We start from the raw sequence: 18969 nt of genomic DNA, 5'->3' as shown, positions 1-18969 counted from the left end.
AATTGAAGACATGGGAACTCCATATATCCATTGAAAATTAAAAACCATAGTGATATCGTACTATGGTCTTAGTTTATTCTATTTTTTAATTCACTCTATAAAATTGTCATATAGTGGAATTTAGCAGCTCTTGATACTCTGATTCCTTAGTAAGCAATAAATTTTCCGCACCTAAAGTCCTAAGAGTTTCTAAACACCCCTCAATTAGATTTCTCCCTTCAGTAACTTCACCTGACTTTATCAAGTAGGTTCCCATTACAAATATCAACTCATGTCTTTCATATAAGAGGACCTCAGGAATTCCACTATCATTGACTAAATCTAAGTAGTATTTCGCAGAATCTAGTTCATCACGCCGTAAAAACTCATAAGCTGCATTAATAAGAAGACTAAGTCGAATTCTTTGATTTGAGTCGCTCTTTCCAAAAAGGCTAGTTCTATACACGATCTCCTTGGTCAAAACATTAAGTGTCTGGGTGGAAATAAACGACATACTATTTCCTAATATGATTAACTCTCTTTTTCCCCATTGTTCAATGCTGAAAAGATAGTCTGTTAATTCCCTTACCTTATTTTCATCAACTTCTTTATTTGAAACACTTACCAAAAAAGATTCTAGCATAATACTGTTATAGAGAAATGATTTGTCTTGTGTGAGCTCAAATTTATGACGCTCTTCTCCAGCGTACTTCTGTAACAATAAAATATCGTTTTGATAATAAGCCTTACTAGCACTTTCTAATAACTTTTCAGTATGAGTTGGATTATCTTGAGATAAAATACCATAGAACTCTTCAATACTGACATCCAATTTATCTAACAAAAGAAAAAATCTAGATAATGAGATATCAGATTCTCCACGTTCAAATTTTGATAGGAAAGATACTGATAAATAATCACTAGCAAGTTCTTTCAATGTCAAATTCTTTGATAAACGAATTTTTTTCAACAAAGCACCCATTTCCACAGGTCCAATCATGATCCATCCTCCTATGCTTGAACTAATTATAACAGCAATCATTTCTAAATTAAAGAGCCACAAAGCCCAACTAGCCAGTCCAAAACGTTTAAAATAAAAATTCGTAAATTAACCTACAAGAAATAATCAATGGAAAGTTTTAGCTTACAAATGGATAAAAAAAAAGACCAGCCAAAGCTGATCTTATCTGAGAATTACAAGCGAGCGTTAAGTTCTGCTCCAAGTTCTTCAAATCCTGGTTTACCAAGAAGGGCGAACATGTTTTTCTTGTATGCTTCTACACCTGGTTGATCGAATGGGTTGATAGCATTCAAGTAACCTGAAAGGGCGATAGCAATTTCAAAGAAGTAGATGATGTAACCCAATGTAAAGGCATCTTGTTCAGGAAGAGTGATGAACATGTTTGGCACATCACCATCTGTGTGTGCAAGAAGAACACCGTCTGTTGCTTTTTTGTTAACAAAGTCAACATCTTTACCTTGGAGGTAACCAAGTCCATCAAGATCTTCTTCCAATTCAGGGATAATCACGTTCTTACGTGGTTTTTCCACACGAACAACTGTCTCAAAGAGGTTACGTGTACCTTCTTGGATAAATTGTCCAAGAGAGTGCAAGTCTGTTGAGAAGTTTGCTGATGTTGGGTAGATACCTCTTTGGTCTTTACCTTCAGATTCACCAGCCAATTGTTTCCACCATTCTGAGAAGTATTGAAGTGATGGTTCATAGTTAGCCAAGATTTCAGTTGTATAACCTTTACGGTAAAGGATGTTACGAAGTGCAGCGTATTGGTAAGCTTCGTTTTCAGAGATTTTAGATGAAGAGTACTCTTTACGTGCAGCGTTAGCACCTTCCATAAGGGCTTTGATATCAGCACCTGAAGCTGCGATTGGCAAGAGACCTACAGCTGTCAATACTGAGAAACGTCCGCCGATGTCATCTGGAACAACGAAAGTTTCCCAACCGTTAGCATCTGCTTCAACTTTAACTGCACCTTTTTGGCGGTCAGTTGTTGCGTAGATACGTTTGTTTGCTTCTTCTTGACCGTATTTCTTAACAAGGAGTTCCTTGAAGACACGGAAAGCGATAGCTGGTTCAGTTGTTGTTCCTGATTTAGAGATAACGTTAACTGAGAAATCTTTACCTTCAACATACTCAAGCAAGTCAGCAAGGTAAGTTGATGAAATTGAGTTACCAGCATAAACGATTTGTGGAGCTTTACGTTCTTCTTTTGTTTGAAGGTTAGCAAAGTGATGGTTCAAGAAGTCAATGGCTGCTTTGGCACCAAGGTAAGAACCACCGATACCGATAACAACCAAAACATCGCTTTCTTCTTTAATTTTTTCAGCAGCTTTCAAGATACGATCAAACTCTTCACGATCGTAGTTCTCTGGAAGGTCACGCCATCCAAGGAAGTCTGCCCCTGGGCCTGTTCCTTTGCGAATCATTTCGTCTGCTACTGTTACTTGTGCTTGAAGGTTGTCCACTTCGTGTGGTGCTACAAATTTATCCAAAACTTTTGAATAATCAAATGTAATATGAGCCATTAGTCTCTCCTTATAAAAATTCAATTATAGCTTCTAGTTTACTCTTTTATTTGTCTTTTGACAATGTTTTTTACCCTTATTAGATCATAATAGGATACAGTTTCTACTTAAATGTTAATTCTGCTTCAAGACCGTAGTGGTCACTTACCAACGGTTGGTTATTGCCATCAAAAATCACACTAAGGCGCTCTACTGTCCAATCTTGGCTTGCAAAAACATAATCGATACGTAAAGGCTCTTCATTGCCCTTCCAGCCATCGATACCTGGTCCAACTGTATAGCTACCAGTTGTTTCTTTAGCTACTTCAAAACTATCTTGAAGATTGAGCGAGCTAGCCAAAATGGCTTTATGCCCTTCGCGACCTGCTGGGTTGTTAAAGTCACCTGCTAGAATGAGCGGTTTCCCAATAGCTTTGAAACGTTCTTCAATACGTGCCCACTCTTCTTGGAAACCTTTGTCCCACCATGAAAGGTGAACACTAGCAACAGCAAGTTCTCGGCCATCTACAGTAGTTTCAGCAACTGCTACACGGCGTGTATGGTAGTCAGTTGGATCATCAACATCTGAAACCAAGATTTCACTCGCTGTCAATGGTTGACGTGACAAGACGGCAACCCCCTCATTAAGGTGATCATAACCAATGTGATTATAGGCCCAAGTCCAATGGTATTGAAGCCCTTCTTCAGCTAACTTTTCCACAAGAAGACGGACAAAGTGATCTTGGTGGATTGGTGTTGCGGATGGAAGCGCATGATAGTAAGCATCCGTGTCCACAACAGAAGTCTCTATTTCTTGGTTAACTTCCTGGAAGCAAATAATATCATACTTAGCCTTTAGGATCTGTTCCTTTAAGGTTTGGAATTTTCCTTCAGCATCTTCTTCCATCCAACTGTGCGTATTTAAAGTTAGAAATTTCATAAGTTTATCCCTCTTCTGACTTGCATCTAGAAATGACATAGGGTCATTTACAAACAAAACAGCCCAAGGGCTGTCTGCTTGTTTATCATTTAGCAAATTAAAGTTCTACTTTTGCAACTGGAGCGTTAGCAGCCAATTTACCTGTATGTTCTACTTTAACTGATTTGATTGCATCTGCATTTGTAAAGACAACAACTGTAGATGTTTCACGACCTGCTTCACGGATAGCATCAAGGTTTGCTTCAACCAAGAGGTCACCTGCAGCAACTGTTTGACCTTCAGTAACTTTAACGTCGAATGGTTTACCTTCAAGACTGACAGTGTCAAGTCCGATGTGAACCAAAACTTCAAGACCATTGTCAGTTACCAAACCAAGAGCGTGTTTAGTTGGGAAGATACTTGTTACTTTACCAGCTACTGGTGAAACGATTTTACCGTTTTCTGGTTCTACAGCGAAACCGTCACCCATCATTTTTTGTGAGAATACTGGGTCTTTAACATCTTCGATGTTGATAACTTGACCATCTGCAACTGAGTGAACATCTTCAGTCACACCTTTGAATTTAGCTTCTGCTTTTCGAACAGCAGTCATTTGACTTGGAAGTGTTTCAGGAATAACTTCACCTGAATCAAGTACATCTTGGATATCAGATTTCAATACGTCAGCTTTAGGACCGTAGATAGCTTGGATACCTTGACCTTTCATGACAAGACCCATAGCCCCTTCGGCTTTCCATTGAGCTTCAGTTCCGACTTTTTCAGCGTCTTTGACAGTAACACGGAGACGTGTCATACATGCGTCAACGTCCACGATGTTAGCACGCCCACCAAGAAGGTTGATAATGTTGATAACTTGTGAACTTGCTGAGCTTGTTCCAGCACCTGCTGATCCAGCAGATTCTGCAGGAGCATCATCATTTTGTTCATAGTTACCGTTACGTCCTGGTGTAGCGTAATCAAATTTCTTAATCATGAAGTTTGCGATGAAGAACATGATAACACCAAAGAGTACAGTTACCCAAATGAAGTTAACGATATCCATCGCCAAACCAGCGTTAATAGCGAGTGGTGTACGTGTCAAGAATTCGATAGAACCGAATGAGTGAACACGAAGGTGAACGATATCAGCCATGGCAAAGGCACATCCTTGCACCAAAGCATAAATGATGTAAAGCGGAGTAGCTACGAACATGAACATGTACTCGATAGGTTCTGTTACCCCTGTCAAGAATGTTGCAAGCGCAGTCGCAGTCAACATACCTTTGTACTGATGTTTCTTATCATCATCAACGTTACGGTAGATAGCTACCACCATACCCATCAAGATACCAAATGAACCAATCATTTGACCAACTTTAAAGCGAGCTGGTGTAACGGATTCAAGAAGGTGTTTGTATTGTTCTGGGTGTGCACCTTTAAGGTTTGCAAGGTCAGTAACCCAAGCAAGCCAGAGTGGGTCTTGACCCAATACTTCAGTACCTTTAGCAGCACCAGTCAATACGTGGTAAGTACCACCCAATTGAGTATAGTTAATTGGGATAGTCAACATGTGGTGGAGACCAAATGGCAAGAGAAGACGTTCCAAAGTACCGAACAAGAATGGTGCCAAGATTGGAGCAGTTTCTTTTGAGTTGGCAATCCACATACCAAAGCCGTTGATTCCTGATTGGATAACTGGCCATACGATAGCAAGAACGATAGCTGCGATAGCTGAACGAAGAATAACTACGAATGGTACGAAACGTTTACCATTGAAGAATGACAAAGCTTCTGGCAATTTACGGAAGTTATAGTATTTGTTGAAGGCAGTAGCTCCGATGAAACCAGAGATGATACCTACGAACACACCCATGTTAAGGGCAGGAGCTTCCATAACGCTGATAAAGTAATCAGATACCTTGATTGATTGACCAAAAATGGTATGGACTGTAGCAGCCTTATCAGCAAGAATATCTGAAGTAACACCAAAGATTGAACCAGTCAAACGGTTAATCAAGATAAAGGCAAGACCTGCCGCAAAGGCACCGCCTGCACGTTCCTTAGCCCAGCTACCACCAATGGCAAGGGCGAACAAGATGTGAAGGTTACCGATAACCCCCCAACCAATCTGCTCAAGAAATCCACCAGTAATAACAAGTGGTGCCATGTTTGGATTAATCATGGCAACTGTTTTACCGAGAGAAATCATGAGACCTGCTGCTGGCATAACCGCGATAACAACCATGAGGGCTTTACCGAATTTTTGCCAGAACTCAAAGCCAAATTTTTCTTTTAGCTTATTCATTTCATTTCCTCCTACGTTTGATGCAAACGTTTGCATAACTTATGTAATTATTATAGCATCTTTTTACGATTTGTAAAGCGTTTTCGTAAACTTTTTTTGAATTTTTTTACAAATTTAAAAAACCCCAGAAAAACCGGGGTTACTTGATTATTTTTAAGCCATAAGGACCATCAAAATTGGAATTACAATCATGGTAGCAAGGGTAGTCTCAGTAACCATGACAGCAGCGTAATCACTATCAGCCCCATATAGTTTAGCAACGACTGGAGCATTGGTCATGACAGGCATAGCCGACTGGATGATAAAAACTTGCTTCATCAAAGTTGGGAGGGGCGCCCAATATACGATGGTAGCCATTAAGAGAGGAGCAACCACAAAGCGTCCCAGCAAAATCAGTAACTGGTCCTTTTTAAGAACCAACTGCTTGACACCTGCATTGGATACTGACAAACCGATGAAAATCATAGATAAAGGAGTCGTCAAACTACCTAAATACTGCAAGTCACTGGCTAAAAAGCTTGGTAATTTAATATGGAGGATAACAATAAGAAGGCCTAACATGAAGCCCATTAGAGGGGGGGAAAAGATTTTTTTCAGACTTGTTCTTAAATCAAATTCAGCCTCTCCTTCCCCATCACGTTGGATGAGGTAGGTCCCCAAGGTCCAGAAAAAGGTCGTATTGCACATATAATAGATAAGAACATAGGGGATACTAGCATCGCCGAAGAGGGCTTGATTGATAGGGAGCCCCACAAAAATGGTATTCGAATTAAAAAACATGGAAATAAAGAGCCCACGACGCTCCTTTTTCACTGCAAAAATTCTAGCCACCGCTGTCGCAATACCGAGTAAAATCACCATAGAAAGTGTAGGAAAACGCAATTCCGGTAACATTTTTAGGAGGTCGGCCGCTGTGAAACGGTGTGTGATGGTATAAAGCATATAACAAGGAAGGGCAATTTGAGTGACTAGCTTAGCTATAAGACCCCGTGACTTGTCGTCAAACCAGCCTTTTTCACCCATTACGAATCCCACTAAAATCATACCCAAAATGACTAGGATTCCCGATATACTCGTTAGAAAGATTTCCATGTTTTCTCCTTTTTTGTTACTATTACAAATGATAGTGGATACCAGAGAAATATAATCATCATTTCTGCCTAGAAAGCTACCATTCTTATTTTAACTTCTCTCAAAAACCACTTTAGTATATCACAAAAAGAGCTTGATTTCTCAAGCCCTTTTCTTCTATTATCTATTCTGCTTTTAAGAGAGGTTCAAAGATTGATACCAGACCAAAGAAGGCGATAAAGATAAGGGTAATAGTGGCACTAGCTGGTGTTTCCCAATAATAGGAAATAAAAATACCAGAGAGCATGCCAACCAAACCAATACCAATAGCCCAGAAAATGACAGATTTAAAGGTTTGACCTATTTTCATACCAATAGCTGCTGGAAGAATCATGATGGTGGAAACCAAAAGTGATCCTGCTGCTGGAATCATCAGGGCAATTGCTATCCCTGTCACAATATTGAAGAGGAGAGACATGAGACGAACTGGCAAGCCATCCACATGAGCGGTGTCCTCGTCAAAGGTTAAAAGATACATAGGACGAATAAAGAGTAAGGTCAAGACCAGTACAATAGCCGCAATAACAAAGAGAGCACGCACCTGCTCTGGGCTAATCGTGATGATAGAACCGAAAAGATAGCTATCTAGACTCATGCTACTGCTACCTGCCTTGTTACTAAGAATAAGAGCCACTGCCAATCCCATTGACATGAGGATAGCCGTTGAAATCTCCATATAATGCTTGTAACTGACCCTGAGATATTCCAAAACCAAAGCGGCAATAACCACAACCACAAGGGTCATCCAAGTGGTTGATTGTCCCAAGAAAATCCCAACAGCCACCCCAGCTAGGGACACGTGACTCAAGGTATCACTCATCAGACTCTGACGACGAAGAATTAAGAAGAGCCCTAAAATCGGCGAAAAGATGCTGATAGCAATCACGGCGAGAATAGCACGTTGCATAAAATCATAGGCTAATAATTCACTAATCATGTCTGTGCTCCTCTCCATCCTTTTCATGAACATTGAAACAACGCCAAGGCAATTTCTGATTACGAACCAGATGAATATTACGGTCTGTGTACTCTTTGACTTCCTCTGGGTCGTGGGTAATCATCAAGACCGACTTGCCATGCTTGTGAGCCGAGTGGTGCATGAGTTCATAGAAAGTATTAGCTGTCCCTGCATCCATACCCGTCGTTGGCTCATCCAAGACAAAAATATCTGGATCTGAGGCAAAAATACGAGCAATAACAGCACGTTGCTTCTGGCCACCTGAGAGACGCCCAATTTGCTTGTGACGATTTTCCCACATACCTACAGACTCAAGGGCACGTTGAACGTGTTCCAAGTCGTGCTTCGTCAAACGACGAAACCACCCCTGACGAGGATAACGGCCAGACTTCACAAACTCGTAGACCGTGCTCGGAAAACCTGCATTAAAGCTGGCAATTTGCTGGGGAAGATAGGCCATACGAAGCTTTTTACCATCTTTATTGGTTTCAGAGATGGTTACAGTTCCCTTCTTAGGCTTGAGAATTCCGAGGGTAGCCTTGATAAGCGTTGACTTGGCAGCTCCATTTTCCCCAGTCAGGGTTACAAACTCCCCAGAATCCAAATGATAGTGAATATTGTCCAGAACGGGCTCCGCATCATACTGGAAGCTCAGTCCTTCAACTGTAATATAGCGCATCTTATTCCTCAATTTTTTCTGCTAATTCTGTCAAGAAACGTCCAATAACCTGACGCTCTTGATTATCAAACTGATCCAATACAGACCGATAAACCCCCAAGGTCTCTTGGTGGTGTTCCTCATGCTCCTGAGCTATGGGTTGAGCCTCCTGTGTCAAGACAAAGTAGGTCACGCGCCCATCATCCTTGTCTTTCTTAGCCTCCAACATACCCTCTTTGACCAAGGTTTTAACAGCCTTGGTAACAGCAGCCTGACTGACATTTAAGGTCTTTGCCAACTCCGAATTGGTCTTGCGACCCTCAGCCAAAAGCATGAGAATATGTTCCTGAGTATTAGTCAATTTGACTTGACTACGGCACTGACCAATAAGGAGCTCATGCTGATTTTCAGCCTTGAGCACGATTTGATTAATCAATTGATTGACTTGTTCTTCTAGTTCTAGCATTGCTTTCTCCATTTACTTAACCAGTTAATTATATCGAAAACATAGAGATTTTGCAAGGGAGGACAAAGAAAAAGATTGGTGATGGGCTATCATCACTATCAAGGAAGAATAAGAGTAAAATAAAAACCTAACCAAGCTGGTTAAGTTTTTATCAGATATAGAGTTATCGCAAAGTCGCAAAGATTTCTTCAACCTGAGCAACAGACTCGGCACGTGAGACTTCGCCACGAACCTTAGCTGCTCCTGCTGTGCCACGAAGATAGTGTGGTGCCAAACCACGGAATTCACGGACAGCAATCTTTTCACCTTTAAGGTCTACCAAACGTTTGAGATGATCTTCGGCGATGTCCAATTTCTTATCAAATGGAAGTTCTGGCAACTCCTCTCCTGTTTCGAAGAAGTGGTTGATTTGCGTGAAAATGTAAGGATTGTTCATAGCTGCACGACCCACCATAACGGCGTCTACACCAAGTTCTTCAATCATAAGTTTAGCGTCTTGAACGCTACGAACATCGCCATTTCCGATAAACGGAATCTTAGTGATAGCCTTAGCAACACGGGCCAAAGTCTCGTGATCACAGTGACCTGTGTACATTTGCTCACGAGTACGGCCGTGCATAGCAAGGGCAGAAACACCTGCAGACTCAGCTGCAAGAGCGTTTTCCACAGCCAAATCACTATTTGACCAACCCGTACGCATCTTAACAGTCAAAGGAATATCAAGTACTGACGTTACTTCCTTGACAATGTGGTAAATCTTGTCTGGATCCTTGAGCCACTTGGCACCAGCTTCATTTTTGACTACCTTATTGACCGGACAACCCATGTTGATATCAACGATATCAGCCTTGGTATTGGTCTGGATAAAGTCAGCCGCACGCTTCAAGCCCTCAGCATCACCACCGAAAAGCTGGATAGACATTGGATGCTCATTCTCATCAATATGAAGCATGTGGAGGGTCTTCTCATTATTGTAGAGGAGCCCTTTTTCAGAGATCATCTCCATAACCACAAGACCAGCACCAAATTCCTTGGCAATGGTACGGAAGGCCGAGTTGGTCACACCTGCCATCGGAGCTAATACTGTACGATGAGGAATCTCTACGTTTCCAATCATGAAGGACGAATTAAGTTTAGTCATTGATGAGTTCCTCCAAGTCAGCTTCTGAAAATTCATACTTGGTTTGGCAGAATTGACAGACGATTTCAGCACCATGGTCCTCGTCTTTCATGGCTTGAAGTTCATCCTTACCAAGTGTCAAGAGGGCATTTTCAAAACGTTCACGTGAGCAATCACACTCAAAGCTAAGCTCCTCTTCAGACAAACGTTTGAAAGGTTCATCCCCATAAATGGCATTCAAGAGAGCTTCGATATGGTCATCAGACGCCAAAAGCGTTGAAATGGCTGGCATCTCTTGGATGCGTTTTTCGTAACGAGCGATTTCTTCCTCGCTAGCTCCTGGCAAGACCTGAAGCATGAAGCCACCAGCAACCTTGACCTTGTCCTCTTCGTCAAGAAGTACATTAAGACCTACAGCAGATGGCGTTTGCTCAGATTCTGTCAAATAGTAGGCAAAGTCTTCACCGATTTCACCAGAAATAAGTGGTGTTGATGACGTGTAGGGATTACCAGTTCCATAATCGATGATAGAAACAAACTGCCCTTGTCCCATGAAAGGACCCACCAAGACTTCACCAGTTGCTGTTTTCTTGATGTCCACACCTGGATTTTGGATGTAGCCCTTAACATGTCCTTTGGTATCAGCTACAGAGATGATATGCCCAAAAGAGCTGTTCCCGATAACTTTAACCGTAATTTTGCTCTCACCTTTTTGGTTAGCAGCCAAGATTTGATTGGCAATAAGGGTACGCCCCAAAGCAACTGTTGATGATGATAATGTATTGTGTTTTTCTTGTGCGGTTCTAACTGTTTCAGTGCTATCAAGAACGTAAGCACGGAAAGAACCTGATTCTGAAATTGTTTTTATTAATTTATCCATAGTGACTCTATTATAACACAAAAAAGAGGGTGGAAAAGTCGTAAACGCTTGGCGTTTCCTCTCCCACTCTCTCTAGCAAATTACCATGAAAATTCGGACAGCTTTTCCCTCAAACTTGCTATTTTCCTCTCGTCAAAATGGTGTTTCTGTCTTATTACAGGTGGCAAATTCTCCAAATACTCAATATAGACGCTGACAAGGAGATTATAGTCATTAGTCGTCAAACGCTTGAGTTGACTATGAATGAAGGTAGTTGCCTGATCATACTGTTCATGGATTAACAAGTCGTCAATGTAGTCATTTCCATCAATAGTGTGACCTTGCTCGTCCTCCACCTGACCTAAATCAATATCTAGAGTCTCAAATTTAAAAGCCTTACTGACCACATTAGCTGTCCCACGAATCTGATTGAGTAGCCAGTCACTGTTATATACTCCCATATTAGTCCCCTCCATTACTTGCTATTCAAATCTATTATATCTTTTTAAATAGCAGTTGTAAACGCTTTCTGATTATTACAATTACTCCATTCCTAACATTAATCTAGAGCTCATTTCTTGATTTTTCAAGCAAAACAAAAAGGACCGTCTGGTCCCTTTAGATTATCAGAGTTTTTACCCAACTGATCCTTCCATTTCATAACTAATCAAGCGGTTAAGCTCAACAGCATATTCCATTGGAAGTTCTTTGGTAAATGGTTCCACAAATCCCATGACAATCATCTCTGTTGCTTCTTGTTCTGAAAGTCCACGGCTCATGAGGTAGTAGAGTTGCTCTTCAGAAATCTTAGAAACCTTAGCTTCGTGTTCAAGAGCAACTTGTGAGTTATGGATTTCGTTGAATGGGATAGTATCTGATTTAGACAAATCATCCATCAAGATGGTGTCACATTCGATGTGAGATACCGATTTCTTAGAATCCTTGTTGAAAGTGACTTGTCCACGGTAGTCAACCTTACCACCATTACGGGCGATTGATTTAGAGACAATAGATGATGATGTATGCGGTGCATTGTGAATCATCTTAGCCCCTGTATCTTGGTGTTGACCCGCATTGGCGAAAGCGATTGAAAGCATGGTACCACGCGCACCTTCTCCATCAAGGTAAACAGATGGATACTTCATAGTTACTTCGGCTCCAAGGTTACCATCAATCCACTCAACAGTCGCATTTTTCTTAGCCGTAGCACGTTTAGTTACCAAGTTGTAGACGCTATCTGACCAGTTTTGGATAGTTGAGTAGCGCATGTAGGCACCATCAAGTGCAAAGATTTCAACGATAGCCGCATGAAGACTGGCAGTTGTGTAAGTTGGCGCTGTACATCCTTCAACATAGTGAACGCTGGCACCTTCATCAACGATGATAAGAGTACGTTCAAACTGAGCAGTTGCTTCGTTATTGATACGGAAGTAGGTTTGAAGCGGAATATCCACCTTAACACCTTTAGGTACATAGATAAAGGTACCACCTGACCAGAAGGCTGAGTTAAGGGCTGCAAATTTATTATCTGTTGGCGGAACCAGTTTTGAGAAGTACTTCTTGAGGAGTTCTGGATACTCTTTAAGAGCTGAATCCGTATCTGTAAAGATAATCCCCAACTTGTCGTACTCTTCTTTCATATTGTGGTAAACCACTTCTGATTCATACTGAGCTGAGGCTCCAGCAAGATAAGCACGCTCTGCTTCTGGGATACCAATACGTTCAAAAGTTTCCTTGATTTTCTCAGGAACATCTTCCCAGTCACGAGCAGGTTTGTCTGATGCCTTTTGGAAATAAGTCAGGTCATCAAAGTTAATACCAGAAAGGTCTGGACCCCACTCTTGCATGGCCATTTTGTTAAAGGTTTCCAATGATTTTAAGCGGAATTCAAGCATCCACTCAGGTTCCCCCTTTTCAGCAGACATGGCACGGACAACGTCTTCACTGATTCCTTTTCCGGTTGAAAAGACTGGTGTCACATCATCATGGAAACCGTATTTATATTCTCCCAAATCAATGGGTTTTGGTTCTACTTTTTCATTTGTTTCAGTCATAGTATTTTCCTTTATTAAAGGTTTTATTCGTTTTCCTTTTTGCTTGGGCAAGGAGACTGACTGCTCCTTGACTTCCTAAAGCTCACTTCTCTCTATCGCTTTTTTAAGGGCATTCCAAGAGAGTGTTGCACATTTGATACGTTGTGGAAATTTAGAAACCCCCGCCAAGAGCTTAGCCTCACCTAGCTTATCTTCATCTTTATGATCTCCTTGAATCATAAGAGAGAAAATCTCCGCTAGTTCCAAAGCCTCTGCCTTAGTTTTACCAATAACCGCATCCGTCATCATACTTGATGACGCTGTAGAAATGGTACAACCATCTCCAGCAAAGGCAATGTCTTCAATCACGTCACCATCAAATTTTACTGACAGATTGATAACATCTCCACAAGTCGGATTATTCAGTTGAAGTTGCTCCACATCAGGTAGAACACCATGATGGTGAGGGCTCTTAGAGTGATCGGCCACAACAGCCATATATAAACTATCTAGTCTAGAGAGTGCCATTGAAAAACTCCTTCGTCGCAAGAATTGCCTCTACAAGCTTGTCACAATCCTCTTTAGTATTGTAAATATAGAAGCTTGCTCGGGCAGCTGATGAGATACCTAAATGATTGATTAAAGGCTGAGCACAGTGGTGACCTGCACGCACTGCTACTCCTTCATAGTCAAGGGCAGTCGCCACATCATGAGGATGAAGCCCATCAATGTTAAAGGCAATAACACCTGCGTGCTGGCTAGGATTATCTGGACCGTAGACTGTCAATCCCTCAATCTCATGAAGTTTAGGCAAAACATAGTCTACTAACTCCTGCTCGTAAGCATGAACATTTTCCATACCTAAAGCAGAGAGGTAGTCGACAGCAGCACCAAGAGCAATCGCCCCCGCAATGTTAGGTGTCCCAGCCTCGAATTTCCAAGGCAATTCCTTCCAAGTGGCTTCCTGTTCGTAAACGAAATCAATCATTTCACCACCAAATTCAATAGGATTCATCTGGTTAAGAATCTCTTCCTTGCCGTAAAGAACCCCAATCCCTGTTGGACCTAACATCTTATGTCCAGAAAGGGTGAAGAAATCACAATCCAAATCCTGAACATCAATGGCCATGTGGGGCGCCGATTGGGCACCGTCCACCACCATATAGGCACCAACTTGGTGGGCGAGCTTGGCAATCTCTTTGACAGGATTGATGCAGCCTAAAACGTTAGAAACCTGAGCTAGACTGACAAATTTTGTCTTTTCAGTAATCTTGTTGACCAAATCTTCCATATCCAATTGGCCATCTTTCAAGTAGGCGTAAACAAGTTTAGCCCCCGTCTTCTTACAAGCTTCCTGCCAAGGAATGATATTGGAGTGGTGTTCCATAATTGAAATAACCACCTCATCTCCTGGCTCAAGAACCTGCTCTGCAAAACGACCAACCCAGTTAAGACCTGTCGTCGTTCCACGGGTAAAAAGGACCTCTTTGGTTGATTTAGCATTGATAAACTGACGAAGCTTTTCACGACTAGCTTCGTAAGCAGCTGTTGCACGCTCTGCCAAGGTATGCACGCCACGGTGAACATTGGCATTGTCCTCATGATAGTAAGCCATGAGAGCGTCCAAAACGACTTGAGGCTTCTGGGTCGTTGCCGCATTATCCAAGTATACCAAAGGTTCATCATTAACTACCTGATCTAAAATGGCAAAATCTTGTCGAATCTTATAGGCATCTAAAGCTGACATCATATCTCCCTATCTAGATATATTATAGGTTAGACTATCTGCGTCGATAGTTCCTAACGTTTGTTTAGTTTTGTATCAGTTACAGAAATCATTTCATCGCGTACTTCTTTAACTGGAATTTCGGTAATAACCGCTCCCAAGAAACCGCGAATAACCAAACGTTCTGCAATGTCTTGATCAAGTCCACGACTCATGAGGTAATACATATCCTCTGGATCCACCTGACCGATTGAAGCAGCATGCCCTGCCGTAACTTCGTTTTCGTCAATCAAGAGGATTGGGTTCGCATCTGAACGTGCCTTGTCAGAAAGCATTAGAACACGGCTTTCTTGTTGTGCATCAGCACCCTTAGCACCTTTGACAATGTGACCAATACCATTGAAAGTCAAGGTACCACGTTCCAAAATAACACCATGTTGTAGGATATGTCCCACAGAGTTGTTACCATAGTTAGTTACACGAGTATCAATTCCTTGAACCTGACGCCCTGATGAAAGACCAATAACTTTAAGGTTGGCATGGCTTCCATTACCAATCAAGTCACTATCAAAGTCAGCAATAACATTGCCCTCGTTCATGATACCAAGAGCCCAGTCAATGCTGGCATCACGACCGATACGACCACGACGACTAATATAAGTTGTAACGTTTTCGCCCAAACGGTCAATAGCAGCAAACTTAACTTGTGCACCATCTTGAGCAATGACTTCAACTGAAATGTTGGCACTAGCTTTTTCAGTCGCTTCACCTAGCGTTTCAAAGCGCTCAAGGTAAGTCAATTTACTGTTTTTACCAGCCACGATCAAAACGTGTTTGTTAAATGGAACATTTGAAGTTCCATCTTGGTAAAAATAGCTTTCAACTGGCAAGTCAATTTCAACATTATCTGGTACGTAAAGGACCGCTGCACTATTGAAATAGGCATAGTTATAAGCTGCCAATTTGTCCTCATCATAGGCTACAGCCTTACCAAAGAAGGCTTCAACGACTTCTGGGATTTCCTCAAGAGCAGTCGTCAGGTCTGTGAAGACCACACCTTGACTAATCAAGTCAGCTGGCAATTGTTCAAGTACAGTATTTGTTCCTACTTGGACCAATTTAGGGTTGTTTCCAAGCGCTGTAAAATCAGGTACATTTGCTGATGGTTCATTTTCAGTAATCGTTCCATCACCGAGATTCCAACGGTGGAATTTAACACGCTCAATTTTTGGAAGAGCCAAGCTTTCAAGCTTATCAAAGGCTGCTTGACGAAGGTCTTGCAACCAAAGTGGCTCTGCTTTTGCTTGTGAAAAAGCGATAATAGATTCTTTTGACATAGGTTACTCCTTTTCTAGTTATTTCGAGTAACAGACTTACGCTTCTTCGTGGTACTCGTAACCGAGCTCTTCAGCGATTTTCGCATAACCTTCTTGCTCAAGACGAGCAGCCAATTCAGGACCACCTGAAAGAACCACTTTACCTTCCATCATCACGTGTACGACATCTGGAGTGATGTAGTTCAAGAGACGTTGGTAGTGAGTGATAATCATGGCACCAAAGCCTTCGCCACGCATAGCGTTAACCCCTTTTGAAACCACTTTAAGGGCATCGATATCAAGACCTGAGTCAATCTCATCGAGAAGAGCAAACTTAGGTTCCAGCATGAGCAATTGAAGAATTTCGTTACGTTTTTTCTCACCACCTGAGAAACCTTCGTTAAGGTAACGCTCAGCCATTTCTTCACGCATACCAAGCAATTCCATCTTTTCATCCAATTTAGTGATGAAATCAAGAACAGAAATCTTTTCGTCATCTTCTTTACCAGCGTTCATAGCCGCACGGATGAACTCAGCATTTGTGATTCCTGGGATTTCAGCTGGGTATTGCATAGCAAGGAAAAGACCTAGGCGTGCACGTTCGTCAACTTCCAAGTCAAGGATACTTTCACCATCAAAAAGGATGTCCCCTTCTGTGATTTCATAGTTTGGATTACCCATGATAGCAGCTGAAAGGGTAGATTTACCAGTTCCGTTAGGACCCATGATAGCAGCAATCTCACCAGTTTTAAGAGTCAAATTAAGACCCTTCAAGATTTCTTTATCTTCAACAGAAACATGAAGATTTTTGATTTCAAGTACAGACATTGTATACTCCTTTTTCATATATACAGCGAGCAGTCGCTCGCTAATTTGCATTATTTTTTTGAAAATAGTCTTGCTATTTTCTGGAAAACAAAAAGAGAACTTCCATTTTCCTTAATTAGAATCATTATAACAAAAAAGCCATTACTTGGCTTTTCAAATGTTTAATTTTTTCGCCCTTGCTTCCATTTTAACAGGGTTGCTTGGCGATAATCACTATTTCCGATAAATTTCAGGAGGTTGAAGAGAGGTGTTCGACCAACGCCCCAAATCTCAAGCCCTTCAATCAGAATTTCCATTCCCAGAAGTAAACTCAAGAGCAAGAGAATACCACCAAAACGGCTAGAAACATTTAACAAGAGGGCAATCAATGAAAAGAGGATAGCGATGGCATAGACCACTAGAACCGCTCCACGATGAGTAAAGCCCATAGCTAGGAGACGATGATGCAAATGCATCTTGTCAGCTTCCATAGCTGGGCGCCCTGACAACTTACGGCGGACAATAGCCACCACTGTGTCAACAATAGGCACTCCAAGGATAATAACAGGTGACAAAATAGCCACCGCTGTCGCATTTTTCAACCCTTGCAATGACAAGACACCAATCATAAAGCCAATAAAGAGCGCCCCTGTATCACCTAGATAGATAATCGCTGGATGATAATTGTAAGGGAAAAATCCCATAATGGCAGCCACCAAGACAAAGATGGTCATGGTCAAGAAAATATCAGTGTCATAGAGGAAGAAATAAGAAATCACCCCCATAGTCATAAGGGAAATGATAGAAACTCCTCCAACTAAGCCATCCAAACCATCAATCAGATTAATGGCATTGGTGATGGCCGCAATCCATAACACCGTTAAAATCAAGGTCAAGACCGGCCCAAAATGAATCATGGGACCACCAAATGGAATCTTAAAGCTATCAAATCGGAAGTCTGTAAAAGCCCAAACGATGACAGCTCCAATGACAATACCAAGCATCTTAGGTAGAGGCTTTAATTCCAAGATATCATCAATGAAGCCAGTCAGAGCTACGACAGATCCTCCTACAACAACCGGCAAGATGTACCTGATGTAAGAAACATGCCAGATATCCTTATGAATAATCATAGGCATAAAGACCAAGGTCGCTAGTACAAAGGCCAACAAAATAGCTAGGCCACCAGCACTAGGCATTGGCTTTTTATTGATACGTCTTGCATTGGGATTGTCAACAGCTCCGACACGTAAGGCCAAAGAGCGTACCAAAGGAGTCGCCACAATGGCGATCAAAAAGGTCCCAATCAAAACGAATATATAGTTAATGGTCCAAGGCATGTCTTAGCTCCATTTCGTTGCTTGTAGTACCGGTAAGGCGTCCTCTTCCATCAAGATTGTTGCATGCTCCTGTAGGTAGGCACGTGTTCGGTCTGCCACATTCGCATATTCAAGAAAACGCGCATACATATTGTTCGCGTAATAATCAGGCTCATCAGCCAAGTAAAGAAGGATTGTCATATAGTAGACATCCCCAAGCTTATAAAGCTCAGAACCTTCAACAGGTACATCCTTCAAGCCTTGTGTAAAGGTCACTACTTGATCAAAGTCAGAGAAAGCCAAGACATAGTGGGTATAGTCTTCACGAATATTTTCTTCAGCCACTTCCTTGGTAGGCTCTGTCATAGCCTTATCAACTTCTTCCAAGGTCTTCTCAAGTTCTTCGAGCTTATGGTGTGCTTCGATATCCCCCTTGTCCATAAAGTTACCTTCAAGAGCCTTGAGGAACTCTTCTGGAGAAAGCCCTGAGTAGTCGTCCATATCTGACAAATCGTTGAAATCAAGGTCTTCCTTAAGATCTGATTTAGTCACAAAGACATCCACACGGTCCTTGCGTGGCGTGACACGGAAGCTCAGCATCCCGCTATTTTTAAAGTTATCAGGCAAGTCCAACTCATCCATGACAGTGTAGAAAAATTCCTCTGTTTTTTCCTGGGGAATCAAGAAATCTTTCAATTCCATACCATGTTCTTCAAGATCTTCCATGGTAATCATGATTTTTAGAGTTGTCTCGCTTATTTGTTTCATTTCCATATGTAAAAAACCTCGCACGAGTAGTTATTTCATTATACTAGAAAAGCCAAGAGATAGCAATTTCTGAGCAAGTTTG

18 protein-coding genes are annotated in these 18969 nt (G+C 41.6%); all 18 read right to left on the bottom strand.

Annotated elements, in window-relative coordinates; genetic code table 11:
• Positions 1–106 precede the first annotated feature (106 nt).
• Positions 107–979 carry a helix-turn-helix domain-containing protein gene (locus tag BSR19_RS01120; protein WP_156246341.1) on the bottom strand — a complete coding sequence of 291 codons (873 nt, stop codon included), beginning with the start codon at positions 977–979 and terminating at the stop codon, positions 107–109.
• A gap of 194 nt (positions 980–1173) precedes the next feature.
• A complete protein-coding gene (locus tag BSR19_RS01115; RefSeq protein WP_139724661.1) occupies positions 1174–2523 on the bottom strand; it encodes a glucose-6-phosphate isomerase in 1350 nt (449 codons plus the stop codon).
• Positions 2524–2626: 103 nt separating this feature from the next.
• Positions 2627–3442: an endonuclease/exonuclease/phosphatase family protein gene (locus BSR19_RS01110; RefSeq protein WP_156246340.1), complete on the bottom strand. Its 816-nt coding sequence runs from the start codon at positions 3440–3442 to the stop codon at positions 2627–2629.
• A gap of 97 nt (positions 3443–3539) precedes the next feature.
• The gene (locus BSR19_RS01105; RefSeq protein WP_118185080.1) at positions 3540–5726 is read right to left on the bottom strand and encodes a PTS transporter subunit IIBC; all 2187 of its coding nucleotides are present in this window, start codon (positions 5724–5726) and stop codon (positions 3540–3542) included.
• Positions 5727–5879: 153 nt separating this feature from the next.
• Entirely contained in the window at positions 5880–6818 is a 939-nt protein-coding gene (locus BSR19_RS01100) for an AEC family transporter (RefSeq protein WP_156246339.1), read from the bottom strand.
• 163 nt (positions 6819–6981) lie between these two features.
• The gene (locus tag BSR19_RS01095) at positions 6982–7794 is read right to left on the bottom strand and encodes a metal ABC transporter permease (RefSeq protein ID WP_045001971.1); all 813 of its coding nucleotides are present in this window, start codon (positions 7792–7794) and stop codon (positions 6982–6984) included.
• Positions 7787–8494 carry a metal ABC transporter ATP-binding protein gene (locus tag BSR19_RS01090; protein WP_037597367.1) on the bottom strand — a complete coding sequence of 236 codons (708 nt, stop codon included), beginning with the start codon at positions 8492–8494 and terminating at the stop codon, positions 7787–7789. The genes BSR19_RS01095 and BSR19_RS01090 overlap by 8 nt, the downstream gene beginning before the upstream one ends.
• A 1-nt stretch (position 8495) precedes the next feature.
• Complete coding sequence (locus BSR19_RS01085; RefSeq protein ID WP_107372488.1) at positions 8496–8939, bottom strand: zinc-dependent MarR family transcriptional regulator; 444 nt, start codon at positions 8937–8939, stop codon at positions 8496–8498.
• A gap of 163 nt (positions 8940–9102) precedes the next feature.
• Entirely contained in the window at positions 9103–10080 is a 978-nt protein-coding gene (gene dusB / locus BSR19_RS01080) for a tRNA dihydrouridine synthase DusB (protein WP_070576221.1), read from the bottom strand.
• Positions 10073–10939 (bottom strand): Hsp33 family molecular chaperone HslO, encoded by an 867-nt coding sequence (gene hslO, locus BSR19_RS01075; protein WP_048790378.1) that lies wholly within the window; start codon positions 10937–10939, stop codon positions 10073–10075. Before hslO ends, dusB begins: the two co-directional genes overlap by 8 nt.
• Before the next feature lie 80 nt (positions 10940–11019).
• Positions 11020–11379 carry a hypothetical protein gene (locus tag BSR19_RS01070; protein ID WP_156246338.1) on the bottom strand — a complete coding sequence of 120 codons (360 nt, stop codon included), beginning with the start codon at positions 11377–11379 and terminating at the stop codon, positions 11020–11022.
• 174 nt (positions 11380–11553) lie between these two features.
• Positions 11554–12972, bottom strand: a complete 1419-nt coding sequence (gene sufB / locus BSR19_RS01065) for a Fe-S cluster assembly protein SufB (RefSeq protein ID WP_156246337.1) — start codon at positions 12970–12972, stop codon at positions 11554–11556.
• 75 nt (positions 12973–13047) lie between these two features.
• Entirely contained in the window at positions 13048–13479 is a 432-nt protein-coding gene (gene sufU, locus BSR19_RS01060) for a Fe-S cluster assembly sulfur transfer protein SufU (RefSeq protein ID WP_002883658.1), read from the bottom strand.
• Positions 13466–14698: a cysteine desulfurase gene (locus tag BSR19_RS01055; RefSeq protein ID WP_156246336.1), complete on the bottom strand. Its 1233-nt coding sequence runs from the start codon at positions 14696–14698 to the stop codon at positions 13466–13468. Before BSR19_RS01055 ends, sufU begins: the two co-directional genes overlap by 14 nt.
• A 53-nt stretch (positions 14699–14751) precedes the next feature.
• On the bottom strand, positions 14752–16014 hold the full coding sequence (gene sufD / locus BSR19_RS01050; protein WP_156246335.1) for a Fe-S cluster assembly protein SufD: 1263 nt from the start codon (positions 16012–16014) through the stop codon (positions 14752–14754).
• A gap of 36 nt (positions 16015–16050) precedes the next feature.
• On the bottom strand, positions 16051–16821 hold the full coding sequence (gene sufC, locus BSR19_RS01045) for a Fe-S cluster assembly ATPase SufC (protein ID WP_002883600.1): 771 nt from the start codon (positions 16819–16821) through the stop codon (positions 16051–16053).
• A 161-nt stretch (positions 16822–16982) separates the two neighbouring features.
• Positions 16983–18140 carry a glycosyltransferase family 4 protein gene (locus BSR19_RS01040; protein WP_156246334.1) on the bottom strand — a complete coding sequence of 386 codons (1158 nt, stop codon included), beginning with the start codon at positions 18138–18140 and terminating at the stop codon, positions 16983–16985.
• A 3-nt stretch (positions 18141–18143) separates the two neighbouring features.
• Complete coding sequence (gene mecA, locus BSR19_RS01035) at positions 18144–18893, bottom strand: adaptor protein MecA (protein WP_021143484.1); 750 nt, start codon at positions 18891–18893, stop codon at positions 18144–18146.
• Positions 18894–18969: the final 76 nt, after the last annotated feature.

This window comes from Streptococcus salivarius (genome assembly GCF_009738225.1).
GTDB lineage: Bacteria > Bacillota > Bacilli > Lactobacillales > Streptococcaceae > Streptococcus.
The sequence above is the reverse complement of the archived record's forward strand: the minus strand, read 5'-3'. Positions and strand labels throughout refer to the sequence as shown.

What these genes read in the sequence shown, in the direction of transcription:
- hslO (WP_048790378.1), bottom strand. Translation starts at nt 10,939, where the DNA reads ATGGATAAATTAATAAAAACAATTTCAGAATCAGGTTCTTTCCGTGCT.
- BSR19_RS01090 (WP_037597367.1), bottom strand. Translation starts at nt 8,494, where the DNA reads ATGCGCTATATTACAGTTGAAGGACTGAGCTTCCAGTATGATGCGGAG.
- BSR19_RS01095 (WP_045001971.1), bottom strand. Translation starts at nt 7,794, where the DNA reads ATGATTAGTGAATTATTAGCCTATGATTTTATGCAACGTGCTATTCTC.
- BSR19_RS01070 (WP_156246338.1), bottom strand. Translation starts at nt 11,379, where the DNA reads ATGGGAGTATATAACAGTGACTGGCTACTCAATCAGATTCGTGGGACA.
- BSR19_RS01100 (WP_156246339.1), bottom strand. Translation starts at nt 6,818, where the DNA reads ATGGAAATCTTTCTAACGAGTATATCGGGAATCCTAGTCATTTTGGGT.
- sufU (WP_002883658.1), bottom strand. Translation starts at nt 13,479, where the DNA reads ATGGCACTCTCTAGACTAGATAGTTTATATATGGCTGTTGTGGCCGAT.
- BSR19_RS01115 (WP_139724661.1), bottom strand. Translation starts at nt 2,523, where the DNA reads ATGGCTCATATTACATTTGATTATTCAAAAGTTTTGGATAAATTTGTA.
- mecA (WP_021143484.1), bottom strand. Translation starts at nt 18,893, where the DNA reads ATGGAAATGAAACAAATAAGCGAGACAACTCTAAAAATCATGATTACC.
- sufB (WP_156246337.1), bottom strand. Translation starts at nt 12,972, where the DNA reads ATGACTGAAACAAATGAAAAAGTAGAACCAAAACCCATTGATTTGGGA.
- sufD (WP_156246335.1), bottom strand. Translation starts at nt 16,014, where the DNA reads ATGTCAAAAGAATCTATTATCGCTTTTTCACAAGCAAAAGCAGAGCCA.
- BSR19_RS01055 (WP_156246336.1), bottom strand. Translation starts at nt 14,698, where the DNA reads ATGTCAGCTTTAGATGCCTATAAGATTCGACAAGATTTTGCCATTTTA.
- BSR19_RS01110 (WP_156246340.1), bottom strand. Translation starts at nt 3,442, where the DNA reads ATGAAATTTCTAACTTTAAATACGCACAGTTGGATGGAAGAAGATGCT.
- BSR19_RS01085 (WP_107372488.1), bottom strand. Translation starts at nt 8,939, where the DNA reads ATGCTAGAACTAGAAGAACAAGTCAATCAATTGATTAATCAAATCGTG.
- sufC (WP_002883600.1), bottom strand. Translation starts at nt 16,821, where the DNA reads ATGTCTGTACTTGAAATCAAAAATCTTCATGTTTCTGTTGAAGATAAA.
- BSR19_RS01040 (WP_156246334.1), bottom strand. Translation starts at nt 18,140, where the DNA reads ATGCCTTGGACCATTAACTATATATTCGTTTTGATTGGGACCTTTTTG.
- dusB (WP_070576221.1), bottom strand. Translation starts at nt 10,080, where the DNA reads ATGACTAAACTTAATTCGTCCTTCATGATTGGAAACGTAGAGATTCCT.
- BSR19_RS01120 (WP_156246341.1), bottom strand. Translation starts at nt 979, where the DNA reads ATGATTGGACCTGTGGAAATGGGTGCTTTGTTGAAAAAAATTCGTTTA.
- BSR19_RS01105 (WP_118185080.1), bottom strand. Translation starts at nt 5,726, where the DNA reads ATGAATAAGCTAAAAGAAAAATTTGGCTTTGAGTTCTGGCAAAAATTC.